At 38.9% G+C, this 19,084-nt stretch carries 14 protein-coding genes; 10 read left to right on the plus strand and 4 right to left on the minus strand.

Annotation, left to right across the window (positions count from 1 at the left end):
* Positions 1-3 precede the first annotated feature (3 nt).
* Entirely contained in the window at positions 4-2,304 is a 2,301-nt protein-coding gene (locus ACFIJ0_RS04110; RefSeq protein WP_375644237.1) for an NADP-dependent malic enzyme, read from the minus strand.
* Between the two features lie 196 nt (positions 2,305-2,500).
* Here ACFIJ0_RS04110 and mutS point away from each other — a divergent pair, with 196 nt between their 5' ends.
* A complete protein-coding gene (gene mutS / locus ACFIJ0_RS04115; protein WP_375624739.1) occupies positions 2,501-5,245 on the plus strand; it encodes a DNA mismatch repair protein MutS in 2,745 nt (914 codons plus the stop codon).
* A gap of 966 nt (positions 5,246-6,211) precedes the next feature.
* Here mutS and ilvD read toward each other — a convergent pair.
* From ilvD to ACFIJ0_RS04130, 3 genes are all read right to left on the minus strand, one after another.
* Positions 6,212-8,050, minus strand: coding sequence for a dihydroxy-acid dehydratase (gene ilvD, locus ACFIJ0_RS04120; protein WP_375624740.1), 1,839 nt, complete (start codon positions 8,048-8,050; stop codon positions 6,212-6,214).
* 990 nt (positions 8,051-9,040) lie between these two features.
* Positions 9,041-9,292, minus strand: a complete 252-nt coding sequence (locus tag ACFIJ0_RS04125; protein WP_012754519.1) for a DUF1150 domain-containing protein — start codon at positions 9,290-9,292, stop codon at positions 9,041-9,043.
* 26 nt (positions 9,293-9,318) lie between these two features.
* Positions 9,319-9,753, minus strand: coding sequence for an Hsp20 family protein (locus tag ACFIJ0_RS04130; RefSeq protein WP_375624741.1), 435 nt, complete (start codon positions 9,751-9,753; stop codon positions 9,319-9,321).
* 121 nt (positions 9,754-9,874) lie between these two features.
* On the opposite strand from ACFIJ0_RS04130, the gene nth reads away from it, so the two are divergent.
* The 9 genes from nth (at position 9,875) to ACFIJ0_RS04175 (ending at position 18,824) form a co-directional block, all read left to right on the plus strand.
* Positions 9,875-10,615, plus strand: coding sequence for an endonuclease III (gene nth / locus ACFIJ0_RS04135; protein ID WP_375624742.1), 741 nt, complete (start codon positions 9,875-9,877; stop codon positions 10,613-10,615).
* 154 nt (positions 10,616-10,769) lie between these two features.
* Complete coding sequence (rpmI, locus tag ACFIJ0_RS04140; RefSeq protein WP_183193590.1) at positions 10,770-10,973, plus strand: 50S ribosomal protein L35; 204 nt, start codon at positions 10,770-10,772, stop codon at positions 10,971-10,973.
* 33 nt (positions 10,974-11,006) lie between these two features.
* Positions 11,007-11,408 carry a 50S ribosomal protein L20 gene (gene rplT / locus ACFIJ0_RS04145; RefSeq protein ID WP_375624743.1) on the plus strand — a complete coding sequence of 134 codons (402 nt, stop codon included), beginning with the start codon at positions 11,007-11,009 and terminating at the stop codon, positions 11,406-11,408.
* A 94-nt stretch (positions 11,409-11,502) separates the two neighbouring features.
* Positions 11,503-12,585, plus strand: a complete 1,083-nt coding sequence (gene pheS / locus ACFIJ0_RS04150; protein ID WP_375644238.1) for a phenylalanine--tRNA ligase subunit alpha — start codon at positions 11,503-11,505, stop codon at positions 12,583-12,585.
* Positions 12,586-12,617: 32 nt separating this feature from the next.
* Positions 12,618-15,032, plus strand: coding sequence for a phenylalanine--tRNA ligase subunit beta (pheT, locus tag ACFIJ0_RS04155; protein WP_375644240.1), 2,415 nt, complete (start codon positions 12,618-12,620; stop codon positions 15,030-15,032).
* 292 nt (positions 15,033-15,324) lie between these two features.
* Complete coding sequence (locus ACFIJ0_RS04160) at positions 15,325-16,233, plus strand: metal ABC transporter substrate-binding protein (RefSeq protein ID WP_375624746.1); 909 nt, start codon at positions 15,325-15,327, stop codon at positions 16,231-16,233.
* A complete protein-coding gene (locus ACFIJ0_RS04165) occupies positions 16,230-17,060 on the plus strand; it encodes a manganese/iron ABC transporter ATP-binding protein (protein WP_375624747.1) in 831 nt (276 codons plus the stop codon). Before ACFIJ0_RS04160 ends, ACFIJ0_RS04165 begins: the two co-directional genes overlap by 4 nt.
* Positions 17,057-17,911, plus strand: a complete 855-nt coding sequence (locus tag ACFIJ0_RS04170; RefSeq protein WP_375624748.1) for a metal ABC transporter permease — start codon at positions 17,057-17,059, stop codon at positions 17,909-17,911. The genes ACFIJ0_RS04165 and ACFIJ0_RS04170 overlap by 4 nt, the downstream gene beginning before the upstream one ends.
* A gap of 7 nt (positions 17,912-17,918) precedes the next feature.
* Positions 17,919-18,824 carry a metal ABC transporter permease gene (locus tag ACFIJ0_RS04175; protein ID WP_375624749.1) on the plus strand — a complete coding sequence of 302 codons (906 nt, stop codon included), beginning with the start codon at positions 17,919-17,921 and terminating at the stop codon, positions 18,822-18,824.
* Positions 18,825-19,084: the final 260 nt, after the last annotated feature.

Genomic DNA, 19,084 nt, shown 5'->3' on the forward strand with positions numbered 1-19,084 from the left:
CCTTTAGACGACTTTTGCGGCATGATAAGCTGCAAGCATTGCAATATTGACAACATCTGTATCGTTTCCGCTAAACGGTACAATTTGGACAGATTTTTCCAATCCAATTAAAATAGGACCCATAATGGTTGCTCCACCAAGTTCTTGTAACATTTTACTTGCAATGGAAGACGCGTGATATCCAGGCATAACCAAAATGTTAGCGGGCTTTGTTAATCCCATAAATGGATATTGCTGCATCAATTTGGAATTGAGTGCTACATCAGCACTCATTTCTCCATCAAACTCAAAATCAACCTTGCGTTCATGCAAAATATTAATCGTATCCTGAATTTGCTGTGTGATCTGCCCTTTCATATAGCCAAACGTAGAAAATGCTAAAAATGCTACCCGTGGTTGATATCCAAATCCACGTACAAACGAAGCGGTTTGTTCCGCTATATCCGCAAGTTCTTCAGCATTAGGATTTTCATAAACAGCTGTATCCGTAATAAACACAGTTCGTCCACGGCAAATGGCCATTGAGATACCAATCAAGCGTTCTTTTGGTTTTTCATCAATTGCACGACGTATATCGATCAGCGCTGTTTCATAATTGCGTGTTACCCCTGTAACCATTGCATCAGCATCTCCTAGTGCCACCATACACGCAGCAAAATAATTGCGATCATTATTGATACGTCGATGACAATCACGCAACAGCCAGCCTTGACGCTGCATCTTTTTATAAAGATAATTCGCATAAGCATCTGTACGGCAAGAAAGCTTAGCATTCATAATAGAAATACCTTCACGCTCCAGATCAATTCCAGCGATAACAGCCGCTTCTCTTACTTGCTCTTCACGACCAACCAAAATCGCTTGTCCTAATTTTTGATGAACATAGGAAACGGCTGCCCGCATAACTTGCTCTTCTTCACCTTCGGCAAAAACAATTTGCTTTGGCGCTTGACGAACATGGTTATAAACCCCACGCATCATCGAGGAAGTAGGATCACGTCTCGCATTCAAATCGCGCTCATAGGCCTCTAAATCATCTATGTTCTTTTGCGCAACACCGCTTTCCATTGCTGCTTTTGCTACCGCTATTGAAACAACCGTCAATAAACGCGGATCAAAAGGAACAGGGATGATATAATTAGGACCAAATTTTAATCGCTTTCCACGATAAGCTTCTGCAACGCTGTCAGGCACTTCTTCATGCGCTAAATTGGCAAGAGCCTTTGCCGCAGCAATCTTCATTTCTTCATTAATAACTCTTGCACGCACATCAAGCGCACCACGAAATATATAAGGAAAGCAGAGCACATTATTAATCTGATTTGGATAATCGGAACGCCCTGTTGCGACAATGACATCATGACGCACTTGCATAACCTCTTCCGGCGTAATTTCTGGATCGGGATTAGCCATAGCAAAAATGATCGGCTGGGGTGCCATGGATCTTACCATTTCAGGAGTAAGAGCACCTTTAGCAGAAACCCCAAAAAATATATCTGCACCTTCCATTGCTTCCATAAGCGTACGTTTATCTGTTTGAATAGCATGTGCAGATTTCCACTGATTCATTCCCTCTTTGCGACCTTCATAGACCACACCCTTTGTATCACATAATATGATATTTTCTGAACGAAAGCCCATCGCTTTAATCAGTTCAATACAAGCAATTCCTGCAGAACCAGCACCATTACAGACTAACCGCGTATTTTGCATATCGCGCCCTGTTAAAGTCAAAGCATTGAGAACACCAGCAGCAACAATAATTGCTGTACCATGTTGATCGTCGTGAAAAACAGGTATATTCATTACCTCGCGTAGGCGGCTTTCAATCATAAAGCACTCTGGCGCCCTAATGTCTTCAAGATTAATTCCACCAAAAGAAGGTTCTAAATGACGCACCAAATTGATAAAACTTTCTGTATCGTTTATATCAATTTCTAAATCAATGGAATCAATATCAGCAAAACGCTTAAACAGCACTGCTTTGCCTTCCATAACCGGCTTAGAGGCAAGGGCACCTAAGTTACCTAACCCTAAAATAGCTGTACCATTTGAAATAACAGCAACAAGATTGCCTTTTGCTGTATAATCATAAGCTAGTGCTGGATTTTGAGCAATTGCCTTAACTGGAACTGCAACACCTGGTGAATAAGCAAGTGCTAAATCATGCTGTGTTGCCATAGACTTTGTTGCAACAATCTCAAGCTTTCCTGGTCGACCACGACTATGAAAATCTAGAGCTTCTCGTTCGCTCGCACTGTAAACAGTTTGAGACATTTTCTGATCCTGCTTACTCTCTTTCATCTCACTTTATTTTCTCCAAAAACAGTGTAAATTTTGCTTGATAATGCGTATAGTCATTAAATTTGATTCATATATTAGAAATCGCTATTCTTGCCTTAGCAAATCTGATGATGCGTTGCAATTTAGAGATGAATAGATATTGAAGTAAACAAACAAAGAGTAAAAACTTCACTTAAAGAAAACAGGCCTCGTACAAATGGATAAAAAAAACAACCATAAAAATAATTTAATTCCACAGCCGGCCTCCTCATCTGCTTCCTCTCAAGAACGTCTGACACCTATGATGGAGCAGTACATAGAAATCAAAGCCGTCCATCATGATTCCCTTCTCTTTTACCGAATGGGAGATTTTTATGAATTATTTTTTAATGATGCGATTGAAGCTGCTCAGGCTTTAGGAATCACACTCACAGCACGCGGAAAACATTTAGGACAAGATATTCCTATGTGTGGTGTTCCCGTTCATGCTGCTGATGATTATTTACAAAAACTGATTGCTTGTGGTTACCGAGTTGCTGTTTGTGAACAAATAGAAGATCCTGCTGAAGCAAAAAAACGTGGCTCAAAATCTGTTGTTCGGCGTGATGTTGTTCGCCTTGTAACACCTGGAACGATAACAGAAGAAAAACTCCTTGATCCAACACGCGCAAATTATTTGATGACACTTTCCCGTATAAAAACTAGCGATGGAGAAGAATTTGCTCTTTCTTGGATTGATATCTCAACAGGTATATTTCGTGTAACAGAAAGCCGCCAAGAAAAACTTTTAGCAGATATTATGCGTGTGGATCCACAAGAAATCATTGTTGCTGATTCATTTTTTCATGATAAATCTCACAAATCACTTTTTAATGTTCTTGATCGTATCGTTTCACCTCAACCTGCTTGTCTCTTTGATGCACTGACCGCTGAACGCGATATTTGCAATTATTTTAAACTCTCAACTCTTGAAGGCGTTGCCGATTATTCACGTTCCGAACTCTCTGCAATTGTAGCTGCTATTCGTTATATCGAAAAAACACAAATCACGCATCGTCCTCCCCTCATGCAGCCTGAGCGCCAAAATGAAAGTGCAACTCTTTTTATTGATGCCGCAACCAGATTAAGCCTTGAACTTATTCGTACGACATCAGGTCAACGGGATGGAAGTTTATTAAAAGCTATTGATCGCACTGTAACCGGAGGAGGATCACGCCTTCTCATTGATCGCCTTATTGCTCCCCTCACTACTCCTTCAGCTATTGATACGCGTTTGGATTCTATCGATTTTTTTCTACGTAATCCTTCTCTTGCAGAAGCGATAAAGCTTATTTTGAAAGGGGGACCAGATATGCCCCGCGCCGTTTCACGTTTGGCTCTTGGACGAGGAGGTCCCCGTGATATAGCGACAATCCAGCGCGGCTTTGGAATCATTCGTGAATTGCATCAACTTCTTAATAATGAGCTTCTACCTCAAGAAATAAGTGATATACAACAAGTGTTCTCAAACTTACCCACAGCGTTATACTTTCATTTAGAGCAAGCATTAGCTGATGATCTCCCACTCCTTAAACGTGATGGTGGTTTTATTCGTTCCAATTATCATAAAGAACTCGATGAAATGCGTGCTTTACGTGATGAATCGCGCCGTGTCATTGCTGAACTGCAAGCGCAATATACCCAAGAAACAGATATTAAGACGCTTAAAATAAAGCATAATAATATTCTAGGTTATTTCATTGAAGTAACCAGTACACAAGCGTCTGCTCTTACAAATAATCCACAAGCTAAAGCACGTTTTATTCATCGGCAAACAATGGCAAATGCTATGCGTTTTACGACAACAGAGCTTGCCGACCTTGAAAGCCGCATTGCCCATGCTGCCAATCACGCATTGACACTCGAACTAGAGATTTTTGATATTCTCGTTCAGGAAATTACCGAACAAGTTGATTTTATTCGTAAAGCCTCTGAAGCACTTGCTATTTTAGATGTCTCTGTCGCTTTAGCATATCTTGCTGAAGAACAAGGATATTGCCGCCCTAAAATTGATCTTTCACTTACCTTTCATATCACAGCAGGACGCCATCCTGTCGTCGAGCAAGCACTCCGCAAACAAGCAGCAGAACCTTTTATTGCCAATAATTGTGATCTCTCTGTGCAAGAAAATCAGAAATATGCAGCAATCTGGCTGTTGACAGGGCCTAATATGGGAGGAAAATCAACTTTTTTGCGGCAAAATGCTCTCATTGCTATTATGGCGCAAATGGGGTCCTTCGTTCCAGCAACTTCAGCACATATTGGTGTCGTTGATCGCCTGTTTAGTCGTGTCGGGGCTTCCGATGATCTGGCACGGGGACGCTCAACCTTTATGATGGAAATGGTTGAAACAGCAACAATTCTTAATCATGCTAGCCACCATTCCCTTGTTATTCTTGATGAAATAGGACGTGGGACATCAACCTTTGATGGACTTTCTATTGCTTGGGCTGCTGTTGAATATCTCCATGAAGTTAACCATTGTCGTGCTATTCTGGCTACCCATTTTCATGAAATGACTGCTCTTACCGAAAAACTTGACAGACTGCATAATGTAACCATGAAAGTCAAAAATTGGGATGGTAATGTAGTTTTTCTTCATGAGGTCACACCAGGAGCTGCTGACCGTTCCTATGGTGTACAAGTCGCAAAGCTTGCTGGACTTCCCCCTGCCGTTATTACACGAGCAACAGATGTACTCCAACAATTAGAACAAGGTGAAATGGCTGGAAAAGGACATAAGCTCATTGATGATTTACCACTCTTTTCTCTTAAAGCAATATCTCCCATCAATGAAGCAAGAAACAAACATTGTGTACTTCACGAAGCTTTAAAAAATATCCATCCCGATGAACTCTCTCCTAAACAAGCTTTAGAAGCAATTTACCACCTCAAACAGCTTGAAAAGAGTAACCCTTTATAGAAAACAGATGTTATTTTTTATTAAAAAGCTTTCTTAATAGGAGAAAGTATCCCTTTTTGATATGCCACAGCACAAACTTTTGTTTACCGTATTCCCATCGCTTTTCTACACAATATATTTTGATAAGTGTAATGCATATAGAGGCAAAATCCCAAGATAGTCGTTTTTTGTAAAGATTGTCATGAAATCTCCTCCACCTTGCAAATACGTAATATTTAATGAATTATGCTTTTCCACGATCAATATTATTGTTATCATAGCAACAGTTTTAGTTTAAAGCTGTCGGTGTTGGGATATCACCCCATTTTGCATAATAAATTCATGGATAATGGATCTCACATTTTAAGTTATAAAGAGCTCTTTTACTGTTTTCATATAAAACATATAATCAGATATATCAAAGCAGCATTTTATTTTCCTAAACATCCTTTGAATTCCTTTCTGCACCTCAAAGGATAAAGATTTTCATTCGAATCAAGTCTGCAAACAGTCTAGATTCTAACCGATTTACCTTGACTTCCTAGTCATGTGATTCACTTAAACTCAAAGCTTGACAAACAAGTCTAAGAATATTCACTACGCACTAAAAAAACACTTAATATATTAAGGATGATGCCGTATATGAAAGCCCTAAATGACAATATGTTACGGTACAACAAGATAATGCCACCAGTACAATAAATATCTTTCATAAATATGAGAACAGGAAATCGTAATTACGTATAAAACTGAAATATGATATGAAAAATTAATCATATCTATCTTTAATCTGTCTTACATAGCTTTTAAAATAAGCAATCCGCAGCAGTTTTTAGTTGTATTGATAACTTTTTAATCATACTTATCATGACTCGAAATATTCTGATAAGTTCATAAACTCATAAAATAATCAGCTTCGAATATCGTGCAAAAGATGCAAAAAATCAGAATACTATCTTTCTTTTATAAGATGCGTCATTCATCTTATCAAATATTACGTACTGCACCCTTTGCAGCAGATGTGGTCATCGCTGCATAGGCTTTGAGAGCCTTTGAAACTTTACGCTGACGCTTCTCAATCGGTTGCCAAGCGCCTTTTCCTTTTGCTTCCATCTTCGCACGGCGCCGCTTCATCTCAACGTCATCCACCAACATATGAATTCTACGATTTGGAATATCAATTTCTATGATATCCCCCTCCTCCACTAACGCAATTTCTCCTCCTTCCGCAGCTTCTGGTGAAATATGTCCTATCGAGAGCCCTGAACTTCCCCCTGAAAAACGTCCATCCGTAACAAGTGCACAAACCTTGCCCAATCCTTTAGATTTAAGATAACTTGTTGGATAAAGCATTTCTTGCATTCCAGGTCCACCACGTGGACCCTCATAACGGATTAAAACAATTTCACCTGTTTTAATCTTATCAGTTAATATAGCTGAAACCGCTGAATCTTGGCTTTCAAAAATTCTTGCCGGACCTTTAAAAATTAAAATTGATTGATCAACGCCTGCTGTTTTTACAATGCAGCCATCTTTTGCAAGATTTCCATAAAGAACTGCCAATCCTCCATCTTGTGAATATGCATGTTCCCTATCGCGAATCACACCTTTTTCACGATCAAGATCAAGGGTCTCATAGCGACAAGATTGGCTAAAAGCTGTCTGTGTTGGAATGCCACCAGGAGCAGCACGATAAAATGCACGAACTGTTGGTTCATTAGTTTGTTTTACATCCCAATGGTAAAGAGCTTCTTGCATCGTTTTTGCGTGAACCGTATAAGTTGACGTATCAATGAGTCCCGCCGCATCCAGTTCGCCTAAAAGCCCCATAATACCACCAGCGCGATGAACATCTTCCATATGTACATTCGCAATAGCAGGAGCAACCTTACATAAAACAGGAACACGACGTGAAAGATGATCGATATCCGTCATGGTAAAATCCACCTCACCTTCTTGCGCCGCGGCTAAAAGATGCAGTACTGTATTGGTTGATCCCCCCATGGCAATATCAACGGTCATTGCATTTTCAAAAGCCTTGCGTGAAGCAATAGAGCGCGGCAAAACTGTTTCATCATCTTTTTCATAATAACGTTTAACCAATGCAACAATCTGTTTTCCAGCTTCTTCAAAAAGCATCCGTCGATCTGCATGTGTTGCTAACATTGATCCATTTCCGGGAAGCGAAAGCCCCAATGCTTCCGTTAAGCAATTCATAGAGTTGGCCGTAAACATTCCTGAACAAGAACCACATGTAGGACAAGCAGCACGCTCCATCTCAGCAACTTCTTCTTCTGAATTCTGTTCTGAAGCGGCTGCGACCATAGCATCGACCAAATCAACCGTTAGATCTTGATCCTTCCATTTAATCTTACCTGCCTCCATAGGACCACCTGAAACAAAGATTGTCGGAATATTCAACCGTAAAGCAGCCATTAACATACCAGGCGTAATTTTGTCACAATTAGAAATACAGACAAGTGCATCCGCACAATGTGCATTAACCATATATTCTACAGAATCAGCAATGATTTCACGTGAGGGCAAAGAATAGAGCATTCCATCGTGCCCCATCGCAATTCCATCATCTACAGCAATGGTATTAAATTCTTTCGCAACACCACCGGCAACTGCTATCTGTTGTGCGACTAATTGCCCAAGATCTTTTAAATGGACATGCCCTGGTACAAATTGTGTAAAAGAATTTGCAATCGCAATAATGGGTTTACCAAAATCAGTATCTTTCATCCCTGTTGCACGCCAAAGCCCGCGAGCTCCTGCCATATTACGCCCGTGGGTCGATATTCTTGAACGGTAAGAAGGCATTGTTTTTTCCCCTCAAATAATTCCATTTTTCTTGTTGTGCTGTAACTTCATTATAAAAACAAGAGCTTTAATATTCAAAAGAGAAAAATACCTTGTACTGAGGCATTTGAAGCATAAAATTAAAAGCTCTGCATAAACTTTTTCGTAAAGCTTTTGTTTTTTTATTACCTATTAATCAACATCTAATCTCTGTGCAATTCCACGTTTGAGACAAATATCAAAAGGCTTCAGTGTGGCACGAACAGTTCCAGATTTTTGTATGCCAAATTTGGTCAATATCCAAATTTGGTCAATATATTGTATCTATCTGTTTGCGTAACTTCTAGAACAAGAAGACAACCTAATTTGGAAAGAATATAAAGGCATCATGGTAAAAATCTATCATCTCCTTACAATTCAGCTTTACACCTTTCAAAAGCATTCATAGCAATATCTTTTAAATAATGATGACGCATTATCTCATGCTTTTGTTTTTACACTCTTCAATGGAGTTACTACCCTCAGGAAGAACAGAACACCCCAAACAAAATACACTTGTATAGCCTTCATGTACTCATTTTAAAGAAACATCTTCCAATGCACTCGAGCCCATTTCACGATAGCCTCCGTGAATAATATAAATCTATAGAGGACATCTTCACACTTATGAAGAAGCAAACTGACACCATCATACATTTTTCTCATCCCCAATATTGTGAACGTCCCTGGTAAGTAAGACAATTCACAAGAGATATTTTCATTCCTTTCTTCAAGTGTTTTTTCTCCACACGACTCTCCCTGCTTATGACATACAAGCAAGTGACTTTAATTGTTGCAATATAAGAGGATCTCAAATGAGAGAACCTTACAATATTCAGGACTCTCATTCCAGTTGTAAAAAATTAATTATGGATATAAATCAATACTTATCTGATTATAACTCACATTACACCCTTTACGAAAAAACAGATAGAATTTATTAAAGAGTACGGCTTCTTCTCGTAAGGCAATCTAGTGCAGAGTTACAATTTGTAGTTCATGCTCATTGGCTCCAGCAAGGGCGATAGAACGCTCATCGGATAAAATGATAGGATAACCTGTTTCACCAAAGAGAGCCCATATCGTAATGCCTGGGGTCATCGGTGGGAGATCTGGAAAGTTTTTAGCCAGATCATCTGTACAAACTTTTTTTAAATAGGCAATCTGCCCCGCATCAGAGTAGGATGTGTTCTGAAACGACAAGTTTTGTTTATGTTCTCCCATTTCACTGTTCCTTTACGCCTTAACTTTTATGACTCACCACTACTGACTTTAATTGGAATCTGTTTTATTTCTTTTTTTAATTTTTGTTGATACAGATTAATTGATAAAAGTCCATTTTTCAACTCTGCATTTGCAACATGCATCCCTTCCGCAAGAACAAAGGTTCGCTGGAATTGTCGCGCAGCTATACCGCGATATAAATATTGATGATTTTGGTTGTCTGTTTGTTTACCATGAATAACCAATTGATTATCATCGAGCAAAATATTAAGATGGTTAATCTTAAATCCAGCAACAGCCAAAGTTATCCGGATATGATTTGCATCATCATTATTTTTATGCAAACGTTCAATGTTATAGGCTGGGTAAGCCTCATCAGCTTTACCGATACGTTGCAATATTTTTTCTACGGTTTCAAATCCTAAAAGAAAAGGATTGGAGAAAGGTGTCACATGTGTCATTCATGAGTATCCTCTTTAAAACGGCTTTACTTGACCAAACTCTATAAAAAGTGTTCGCTGCATTCCTCTCATATGGCGAGCGTGAATGATAACTTCAAGAGAGAAGATTTAAGAGAGTTCAATGCCTCAAAGTACCATAAAATTGTCAAAAGTGCGAAATTTATCTGGTATATTATATAATGAAAATGAAATTGCAGAAATATTTCGCCGTTTTTCTGTGCAACGCCCAGCGCCTAAAAGTGATCTTATCTATACAAATATTTTTACGCTTTTGGTTGCCGTTGTGCTTTCGGCTCAAACAACAGATGTAAGCGTTAATAAAGCAACAAAAGAATTATTTCGCCTTGCTGATCAACCGGAAAAAATGGTTGCATTAGGAGAAGAAGAAATAGCACATTATATCCGTTCAATTGGTCTTTGGCGAGCAAAAGCACGTAATGTTTATGCACTTTGCAACTGTTTAATTGATTATTATGGCGGTCAAGTACCTGATACGCGTGAAGGACTTATGGCCCTTCCTGGAGTGGGGCGAAAAACGGCTAATGTTGTTTTGAATGTTGCTTTTGGTCAGCCTACATTGGCAGTAGATACACATATTTTTCGCTTAAGCAATCGTCTTGGTTTAGCGCCTGGCAAAACACCAGAGATTGTTGAGAAAAAATTATTAAAGATTATACCAATCCATTATCTTCGTCATGCGCATCATTGGCTGATTTTACATGGACGCTATATTTGCCAAGCACGTAAAGTACAATGTAGGCAATGCATTATTGCTGATCTATGTAAAGCAGCCATCAAAACAAATGCTATTCCAGCACCTTTGATTGAAATTCAAGGCAATGGAGCTCCGATTTTTTTGTAATACGGTCTTGCTATTTTGTGTATACTAGCTTATGGGAATATTTTTAAAGCCGCCCGGCAGGGCATGCCGTGGCTGTTTAAATGCTTGTTCAAGCATTGGTCCGCTTGAGTGAATAAAATGTTTGATTGAATAAATTAATGTATGGAGTAGCAAAATGCCCAAGATGAAGACCAAATCATCCGCTAAAAAGCGGTTTAAAATCACTGCGTCAGGCAAAATTAAAGTAGCAGCTGCCGGTAAGCGCCACGGCATGATTAAGCGTTCGAATAAATTTATTCGCGATGCGCGTGGAACAATGGTTTTGTGTGAACAAGATGCTAAAAAAGTCATTCAGCATTATTTGCCGAATGGTATTTAAACCTTACGCTTTTGATTTTGAGGAGATTATAATATGGCACGTGTGAAAAGAGGTGTGACAGCACACGCTAAGCACAAAAAAATTCTTAAACAGGCTGAAGGTTTTTACGGTCGTCGTAAAAATACCATTCGTGCGGCTAAAGCAGCAGTTGATCGTTCAAAGCAATACGCTTATCGTGATCGCAAAAATAGAAAACGTACTTTTCGTGCTTTGTGGATTCAGAGAATTAATGCGGCTGTTCGCGCAGAAGGTTTAACTTATGGGCGTTTTATTGATGGCTTATCAAAAGCCGGTATTGAGGTTGATCGTAAGGTTCTTTCAGATATAGCAATCCACGAAGCAGAAGCATTTTCTGCTCTAGTAGCTTCGGCAAAAAAGGCTTTGGAATATTTAAAAGATACAACACCTAATGCTTTTGAAGGCGCTGTCAAGTAAGCCAGTCGTGTTCTCTTAAAGCATTTATTTATTCGAGGTCCCGTGCTGGCTGTTGCGAGTGCGGGTTTTTTTTATTAAAAAAGTAGGCAAAAATATGAACGATATTGAGCGTCTGGAACAAGAAATTTGTTTAGCCTTAGAGGCAGCGGGTGATGAACAGGCACTTGAAGCAGTGCGTATTGCGGCATTGGGTAAAAAAGGTAGAATCTCTGAAAAATTAAAAGCATTAGGGAAAATGGATGCTAGCGAGCGCCATAAAGTTGGACCAGTTCTTAATGGATTAAAAAATCGCATTTTAGAATTATGGGCACAAAAGCGTGATCTTCTGAAAAGACAGGCAATAGATGCCCGTCTTTCTCGTGAAACGGTTGATATTACCTTGCCTATTCGCTCTTCACCTATAGAACGGGGACGCATTCATCCTATTTCACAGGTGATTGAGGAAATTATTGCCATTTATACGAAGTTGGGTTTTTCTCTTGCAGAGGGACCTGATATTGAAACAGATTATTATAATTTTACTGCATTGAATTTTCCTGAAGGGCATCCAGCACGCGAAATGCATGATACCTTCTTTTTTAATGTCGATAAAATGGGAAAACGAAAATTATTGCGGACCCATACATCACCCGTACAAATTCGCACACTGGAAAAACAAAAAGCACCAATACGGATCATTATTCCTGGAAAAACTTACCGCATGGATTCGGATGCAACGCATTCGCCCATGTTTCATCAGGTAGAAGGTCTTGTCATTGATAAAACCTCCACCATTGCCCATATGATGTGGCTACATGAAACCTTTTGTAAAGAATTTTTTGAAGTTTCCTCTGTAAAAATGCGTTTTCGTCCCTCTTTTTTCCCTTTTACCGAACCATCTATGGAAGTGGATATTCAATGTGATCGTTCTGGTTCAGAAGTAAAGTTCGGAGAAGGACAAGATTGGTTGGAAATTTTAGGATGCGGAATGGTGCATCCTCATGTGTTGAAAAATGTTGGTTTAGATCCCGATGAATATCAAGGCTTTGCATGGGGAATGGGCGTTGATCGTATTGCCATGTTGAAATACGGTATGCCTGATTTACGAGCTTTTTTTGATGCTGATTTGCGTTGGTTAGACCATTATGGCTTTCGTTGCTTTGATATGCCTGCCTTTTTTCCTAATAGAAATGTGTGATCTTAGTCATCGCTTTCATGTGAGGTTTTAAAATGAAATTTACATTGTCGTGGTTAAAAGATCACTTAGAGACAAATGCATCTTTGGATGAAATTTGTGAGAAACTAACAGCTATAGGTCTTGAGGTTGATTACGTTGATGATCGGTCTTCTTTAAAAGGTTTTGTGATTGCAAAAGTTTTAACAGCAATAAAACATCCTGATGCAGATAAACTCCAGATTCTGTCCGTCGATACAGGGACTTCTACACCTATTCAAGTTGTCTGTGGAGCACCAAATGCGCGTGCAGGTCTTGTTGGTGTTCTTGCGTTACCAGGCACTTATATTTCAGGACTCGATATGACATTATCTGTAGGAAAAATCCGCGGTGTTGAAAGTTTTGGAATGATGTGTTCGCAAGCGGAGCTTGAATTATCAAATGAACATGACGGGATTATCGAACTTCCAGAAGATGCACCTATTGGAGATTCATTTGCAACTTATGCTGGTTTAGATGATCCGATCATTGATATTGGTTTGACCCCCAATCGCTCTGATTGTACAGGTGTTCGTGGTATTGCCCGTGATCTTGCTGCCGCTGGAATGGGGAAATTAAAAGAATTATCCTTGTCAAAATTTGAGCCTTCCTTTGAAACACCTCTCGATGTTTCATTAGATTTTTCGCAAGATTCATCATTATGTTTAGGTTTTGCTTGGCGTGAAGTGCGCAATGTTCAAAATGGTGCATCACCTCAGTGGATGCAACAGCGTTTGAATGCAATTGGTTTGAGACCGATTAATGCGCTTGTTGATATGACCAATTACATAAGTTTTGACCTTGGTCGTCCACTCCATGTTTTTGATGCAGATAAAATTAAAGGTAATTTGTGTGTACGTTGTGCTTTTGAGGGAGAACAGATTCAAGCACTGAACGGGAAAATCTATCATTTGGGCGCTAAGAATTGTGTCATTGTAGATGAAGAGGGAATTGTTTCGATTGCCGGTATCATGGGCGGGGAAAGAACGAGTTGTGATGAAACGACACATCGCGTTATTATTGAATCGGCGCTTTGGGATGCGCAAAGCATTGCACAAACAGGAAGGACATTAGGTCTTATCAGTGATGCACGTTATCGATTTGAACGAGGTGTTGATCCAGCTTTTATAGAAACAGGGCTTGAGATTGCAACAGAATTGGTCTTACGTCTTTGTGGTGGTGAAGTATCTAAGAAGAGGATCGTTGGCTATCAGCAACAAGAAATCAAACAGATCTCTTTTCCTTTTTCTGAAATTAAACGTTTAACAAATTTGGAAATAGAGCCTGAAAAAGTCATCTCTATTTTAACAAAACTAGGATTTTTCGTTGAAGGAAAAGAAGATGTCGTTACAGTAAAAGTACCATCATGGCGCCCTGATATTATGGGTAAAGCCGATTTGGTGGAAGAAGTCATGAGGATTTATGGGTTAGATAAAATTAAGCCTATTCCTTTGGAAAACTTCGCAGAAGGAAAAGATCAAATTTTAACATGCGCACAAATTCGTTCACGTGCTACACGTTTGGCTTTAGTGCAACGTGGTATGAAAGAAGCAGTAACATGGTCTTTTATTTCTGAAAATCAAGCTCTCGCTTTTGGAGGAGGTCAAGAAGAGCTTAAATTGGTTAATCCTATTGCTGCTGATATGTCAATGATGCGTCCTTCCCTTTTACCTGGTTTGATTATGGCGGCACAGAGAAATGCTGATCGTGGTTTTTCCGATCTTGCTTTGTTTGAAGTTTCCAGTATTTATGAAGGCGATACCCCTGATAAACAACACCGTGTTGTTAGTGCGATTCGTCGCGGAACAGAGCAATTTAAAGGGGCTGGGCGATTTTGGAATGGAAATGCAACCGTCGTTGATGTTTTTGATGCCAAAGCAGATGCTTTAGCTATTTTAGAAGCATGCGATATGGATGTTGGGAAAGTGCAGATTGAAGTTGGAGCGCCCAATTGGTATCATCCTGGTCGTTCAGGTGTCATAAAACTTGGATCAAAGATTATTCTTGGTTTTTTTGGTGTTTTTCATCCTGCTACATTAGAAAAGTTAAATGTCAGTGGCCCTTTATGCGGCTTTGAAATTTTTCTAGACCGAATTCCAGAATCAAAGAAAAAAACGACCAAAAGCCGTCCTCCTTTGAAACTCTCACCTTTTCAAATGGTGCGGCGTGATTTTGCCTTTATAGCGGATAAAACTGTTGCCTCTTCTCTTATTATTCGTGCGGCAAGTAGAGCCGATAAAAAACTTATTCATTCAGTGCAGGTTTTTGATATTTTTGAAGATTTAAGCTTTGGTGAAGATAAAAAATCTGTTGCGATTGAAGTAACTATTCAGCCCATAGAACGGACTCTAACAGATGAAGATTTAGAAAAGCTTGCCTTAAAGATCGTAGATAATGTTACCAAAATGACAGGTGCATATTTGCGCTACTGAATATTCTTATTTTTTATGAGATATTTTACATGAAGTGGGAGCATTTTTGAGTGCTTCCTTTTGGTTTGGCATTCAAGAACTATAAAGCTTCTTGAAAGCGGATCTCCTTACCAAAACAAGCTGCTTAAATCATCAATTTTTTCAATATGAAAAAAGCTGTTTTTAAACATCTTGAAAAGTTATTTTTTCTCTTAATCCTTCATTGCAAATGTAAAGGATAACTGCTATTTCTAAATGATAATGCAAATTATTTGCAATAAAAAAGAAGGTATATAAAGGAAAGAGAGAATCAATGAACGTAAGAACGTTTTTCGCCATAGTTTTTGGAAGTGTTATTTTTTTTACACCCAATTTTGCTTTGTGTGTTGGTAAATTTAAAGCTGTTACAACATTCACTATCATTGCTGATATGGCACGCAATGTAGCAGGTGATGCCGCTGATGTTGAATCCATTACAAAACCAGGTGCGGAAATTCATGAATATCAACCCACCCCACGCGATCTTATGCGTGCTCAGGGAGCTAACCTTGTATTGTGGAATGGATTAGAGTTAGAGCTTTGGTTTGAAAAGTTTTTTCAAAATATCAAGGATGTTCCAAGTGTTGTTGTTTCAAAAGGTATTGTACCCATTAAAATTGGTGAGGGCCCCTTTAGCGGTAAACCCAATCCTCATGCGTGGATGTCACCGACCTCTGCTTTGATTTACGTCGATAATATTCGCGATGCTTTTGTAAAATATGATCCTGAACATGCTGCTATTTATAAAGAGAATGCTGAAATTTATAAACAGAAAATTCGTGCAACGATTGATCCAATTAAGGCTGAATTAGAAGCCGTACCGCAAGATAAACGTTGGCTTGTGACCAGTGAAGGAGCTTTTAGCTATTTGGCGCGTGATTTTGATCTAAAAGAACTTTATTTATGGCCCATTAATGCTGACCAACAAGGAACACCACAGCAGGTCAAGCATGTTATTGATATGGTTCGCAAATACAATATTCATGCAGTTTTTTCTGAAAGCACTATTTCCCCTGCGCCTGCTAAGCAGGTTGCCAGAGAAACAGGGGCTAAATACGGTGGTGTTCTTTATGTTGATTCTTTAAGTGAGAAAAATGGTGAGGTACCCACTTATATTGATTTATTACGTGTCACGAGTGGGCGTATTAGCAATGCTTTATTAGAGGGAGTAAAAAGCCAATGACAGAATGTGGAATATTTGCCCAAGGAGTAACGGTAACTTATCGTAATGGACATACAGCTTTACGCGAAGTAAATTTTGAAAGTCCAAAGGGTTCTATTACGGCATTAGTTGGTGTTAATGGATCCGGTAAGTCAACGTTATTTAAAGCGATTATGGGATTTGTACGCCCCTCAAAGGGAAAAATTCGCATGTTTGATTTGCCCGTTGATATAGCTTTGAAAAAAAACCTCATTGCTTATGTTCCTCAAAGTGAAGATGTTGATTGGAATTTTCCTGTTTTGGTTGAAGATGTTGTATTGATGGGGCGGTATGGTCATATGAATTTCTTTCGCTATGCCCGTACACAAGATTATGAAGCCGTTCGTATTGCCTTAGAACGCGTTGATATGTTGGCTTTTGCCAAGCGCCAAATTGGAGAACTTTCTGGTGGGCAGAAAAAGCGTGTTTTCCTAGCGCGCGCTCTTGCACAAAAAGCAAAAGCTATTTTATTAGATGAGCCGTTTACAGGGGTTGACGTTACAACAGAAGATAAAATCATTGCTTTGTTACAAGATCTTCGTAAAGAAGGAGCAGTGATCTTGGTTTCAACTCACAATTTGGGTTCTGTTCGCGAATTTTGTGATCATATAGTTTTAATAAAAGGAACCGTTTTAGCTTCTGGGTTAACAGAAAAAATCTTTACAAAGGAAAATCTGGAGAAAACTTTTGGAGGGTCTTTGCACCACCATATTTTTGATCTTCAAAGCACAAAAAAAAATGATGTTTTCATAGGAAGAAAGCAGTCTGCAGTTTGTGACGATATTGAAAGAGTGGAGAACGTTGCATGATTTCTTGGTTGCTTGAGCCACTGAGCTATCAATATATGGTGAATGCAATGTGGGTTTCTGGGTTAGTTGGGTGTGTTTGTGCCTTTCTTTCGGCTTTTTTGATGTTAAAAGGTTGGTCATTGATTGGTGATGCTCTTTCCCATTCGATTGTTCCTGGTGTAGCAGGAGCTTACCTTTTAGGGTTACCTTTTTCACTCGGCGCTTTTTTTTCTGGTGGTCTTGCAGCAGCAGCAATGCTCTTTTTTAACCACCGGACAAAGCTTAAAGAAGATACCATTATTGGGCTCATTTTTTCTTCCTTTTTTGCCTTCGGGTTATTTCTCAAATCATTAAAACCAATGGCTGTTAATATTGATACCATTGTTTTGGGAAATATTTTAGCAGTTAGTTTAACAGATATTCTACAATTGGCTTTTATCGGCTTTTTTTCTTTACTTATATTGCTTTTAAAATGGAAAGATCTTCTTGTTTCGTTATTTGATGAAACGCATGCGCATGCCATTGGATTAAACGTAAAGTTTTTAAAAATTCTCTTTTTCACATTGCTTGCCGCTTGTACTGTTGCTGCTATGCAAACCGTTGGAGCGTTCTTAGTCATTTGTCTTGTTGTGACACCTGGAGCAACGGCCTACCTTTTAAGTGATCGTTTCCTGAATATCTTGGTTATTGCAGTTGTAATTGGAACCTTCACAAGTATCTTGGGTGTTTATGTGAGTTATTTTTTGAATGCACAAACGGGGGGGGTTGTTGTGCTTTTTCAAGCATCTTTATTTTTTTTGGCTTTCATTTTTGCTCCTAAACACGGTTTTATTGCTGCGCGCTTACGCAGAAATGCGGCAAAAAGGGTGTAATATTATCATGATTGATCAGTTACTGCTTCCGTTTCAGTTTTCTTTTATGCTTAAAGGTATGCTTATTGTCATGATTCTTTCTATTCCCATGGCGATGCTTTCCTGTTTTCTTATTTTAAAAGGATGGGCGCTGTTAGGCGATGCCATTTCTCATGCAGTTTTTCCAGGTGTTGTTGTTGGTTATATGACAACACCATGGGTAATCGCATTTTTAACTTCTTTGCCATTTGCTTGGTTTCAACATATGCGTCCAGAGAATATTACAATGACTTTGATTACTTGCGGTGCTTTTGTTGCAGGAATGGTGTGTGCACTATTAACGGGTTTTTTAGGTAGCAATAGCCGTATCAAACAGGACACGGTGATGGGAGTGGTCTTTTCTTCGATGTTTGGTTTGGGGCTTGTTTTAGCCACGTCTATTTATAGTAGCTTAGATTTGAATCATATTCTATTTGGTAATCTTTTGGGTGTTAACTGGCTTGATATAACGCAGACGGCGATCATTTCTGCTGTTGTCACTTTTATTTTAGCATCAAAATGGCGCGATTTTATGCTGTATATTTTTGATACAGTTCAAGGACATGCAATGGGGTTACCAATATCTCTACTCCACTATACCCTTCTAACGATGATTTCTCTTACAATTGTTGCGGCTTTGAAAGCTGTAGGTATCGTGCTCGTTATTTCTTTACTGATAGCACCAGGAGCAATTGCCTATCTTGTTACAAAGCGGTTTTCTTTTATGTTAATGATCGCGATACTTGTTGCAGCTTTTTCTGGTTTTTTAGGGATTTATCTCAGCTTATTTATCGGCTCAGATTCTGCTTCCACAATTGTGTTGATCTTGACGTTGATTTTTATGGCTATTTTCATGATAATTTTCTTTCGGCGAAACACAGTTCAAGAAACTTGAAAGTGTTAAATTTCATGCATATCAGCCATGCATTTTTATATATTGTTTCTCATTTTTATTTTAATTAGAGTCCTAAGTGCTAGGTTATTTTTCCTCCTAATGTCTAGCAGATGAATGCAGTACATTTTCTCCCCCCCCAACGCTGCATTCTTAATTAAGAGGCTGCATTGATTTATTCTGCAGCCTTTTTATTTTTTTGATTTTCTAAAATCTCTTTTCTTCTCTTTTCTTGAAATCATTTAAAATGATTATCATATTGC

Origin of the sequence: Bartonella sp. OC68QHHN, from assembly GCF_042193875.1 — a bacterium.
In the GTDB taxonomy this organism is placed as follows: domain Bacteria; phylum Pseudomonadota; class Alphaproteobacteria; order Rhizobiales; family Rhizobiaceae; genus Bartonella; species Bartonella grahamii_A.

Excerpts from the sequence above, each read along its gene's own strand:
- rplT (WP_375624743.1), top strand. The coding sequence starts at position 11,007 with ATGGCACGTGTGAAAAGAGGTGTGACAGCACACGCTAAGCACAAAAAA.
- ACFIJ0_RS04165 (WP_375624747.1), top strand. The coding sequence starts at position 16,230 with ATGACAGAATGTGGAATATTTGCCCAAGGAGTAACGGTAACTTATCGT.
- ACFIJ0_RS04175 (WP_375624749.1), top strand. The coding sequence starts at position 17,919 with ATGATTGATCAGTTACTGCTTCCGTTTCAGTTTTCTTTTATGCTTAAA.
- ACFIJ0_RS04130 (WP_375624741.1), bottom strand. The coding sequence starts at position 9,753 with ATGACACATGTGACACCTTTCTCCAATCCTTTTCTTTTAGGATTTGAA.
- mutS (WP_375624739.1), top strand. The coding sequence starts at position 2,501 with ATGGATAAAAAAAACAACCATAAAAATAATTTAATTCCACAGCCGGCC.
- rpmI (WP_183193590.1), top strand. The coding sequence starts at position 10,770 with ATGCCCAAGATGAAGACCAAATCATCCGCTAAAAAGCGGTTTAAAATC.
- ACFIJ0_RS04110 (WP_375644237.1), bottom strand. The coding sequence starts at position 2,304 with ATGAAAGAGAGTAAGCAGGATCAGAAAATGTCTCAAACTGTTTACAGT.
- ilvD (WP_375624740.1), bottom strand. The coding sequence starts at position 8,050 with ATGCCTTCTTACCGTTCAAGAATATCGACCCACGGGCGTAATATGGCA.
- ACFIJ0_RS04160 (WP_375624746.1), top strand. The coding sequence starts at position 15,325 with ATGAACGTAAGAACGTTTTTCGCCATAGTTTTTGGAAGTGTTATTTTT.
- pheT (WP_375644240.1), top strand. The coding sequence starts at position 12,618 with ATGAAATTTACATTGTCGTGGTTAAAAGATCACTTAGAGACAAATGCA.
- nth (WP_375624742.1), top strand. The coding sequence starts at position 9,875 with ATGCCTCAAAGTACCATAAAATTGTCAAAAGTGCGAAATTTATCTGGT.
- ACFIJ0_RS04170 (WP_375624748.1), top strand. The coding sequence starts at position 17,057 with ATGATTTCTTGGTTGCTTGAGCCACTGAGCTATCAATATATGGTGAAT.
- ACFIJ0_RS04125 (WP_012754519.1), bottom strand. The coding sequence starts at position 9,292 with ATGGGAGAACATAAACAAAACTTGTCGTTTCAGAACACATCCTACTCT.
- pheS (WP_375644238.1), top strand. The coding sequence starts at position 11,503 with ATGAACGATATTGAGCGTCTGGAACAAGAAATTTGTTTAGCCTTAGAG.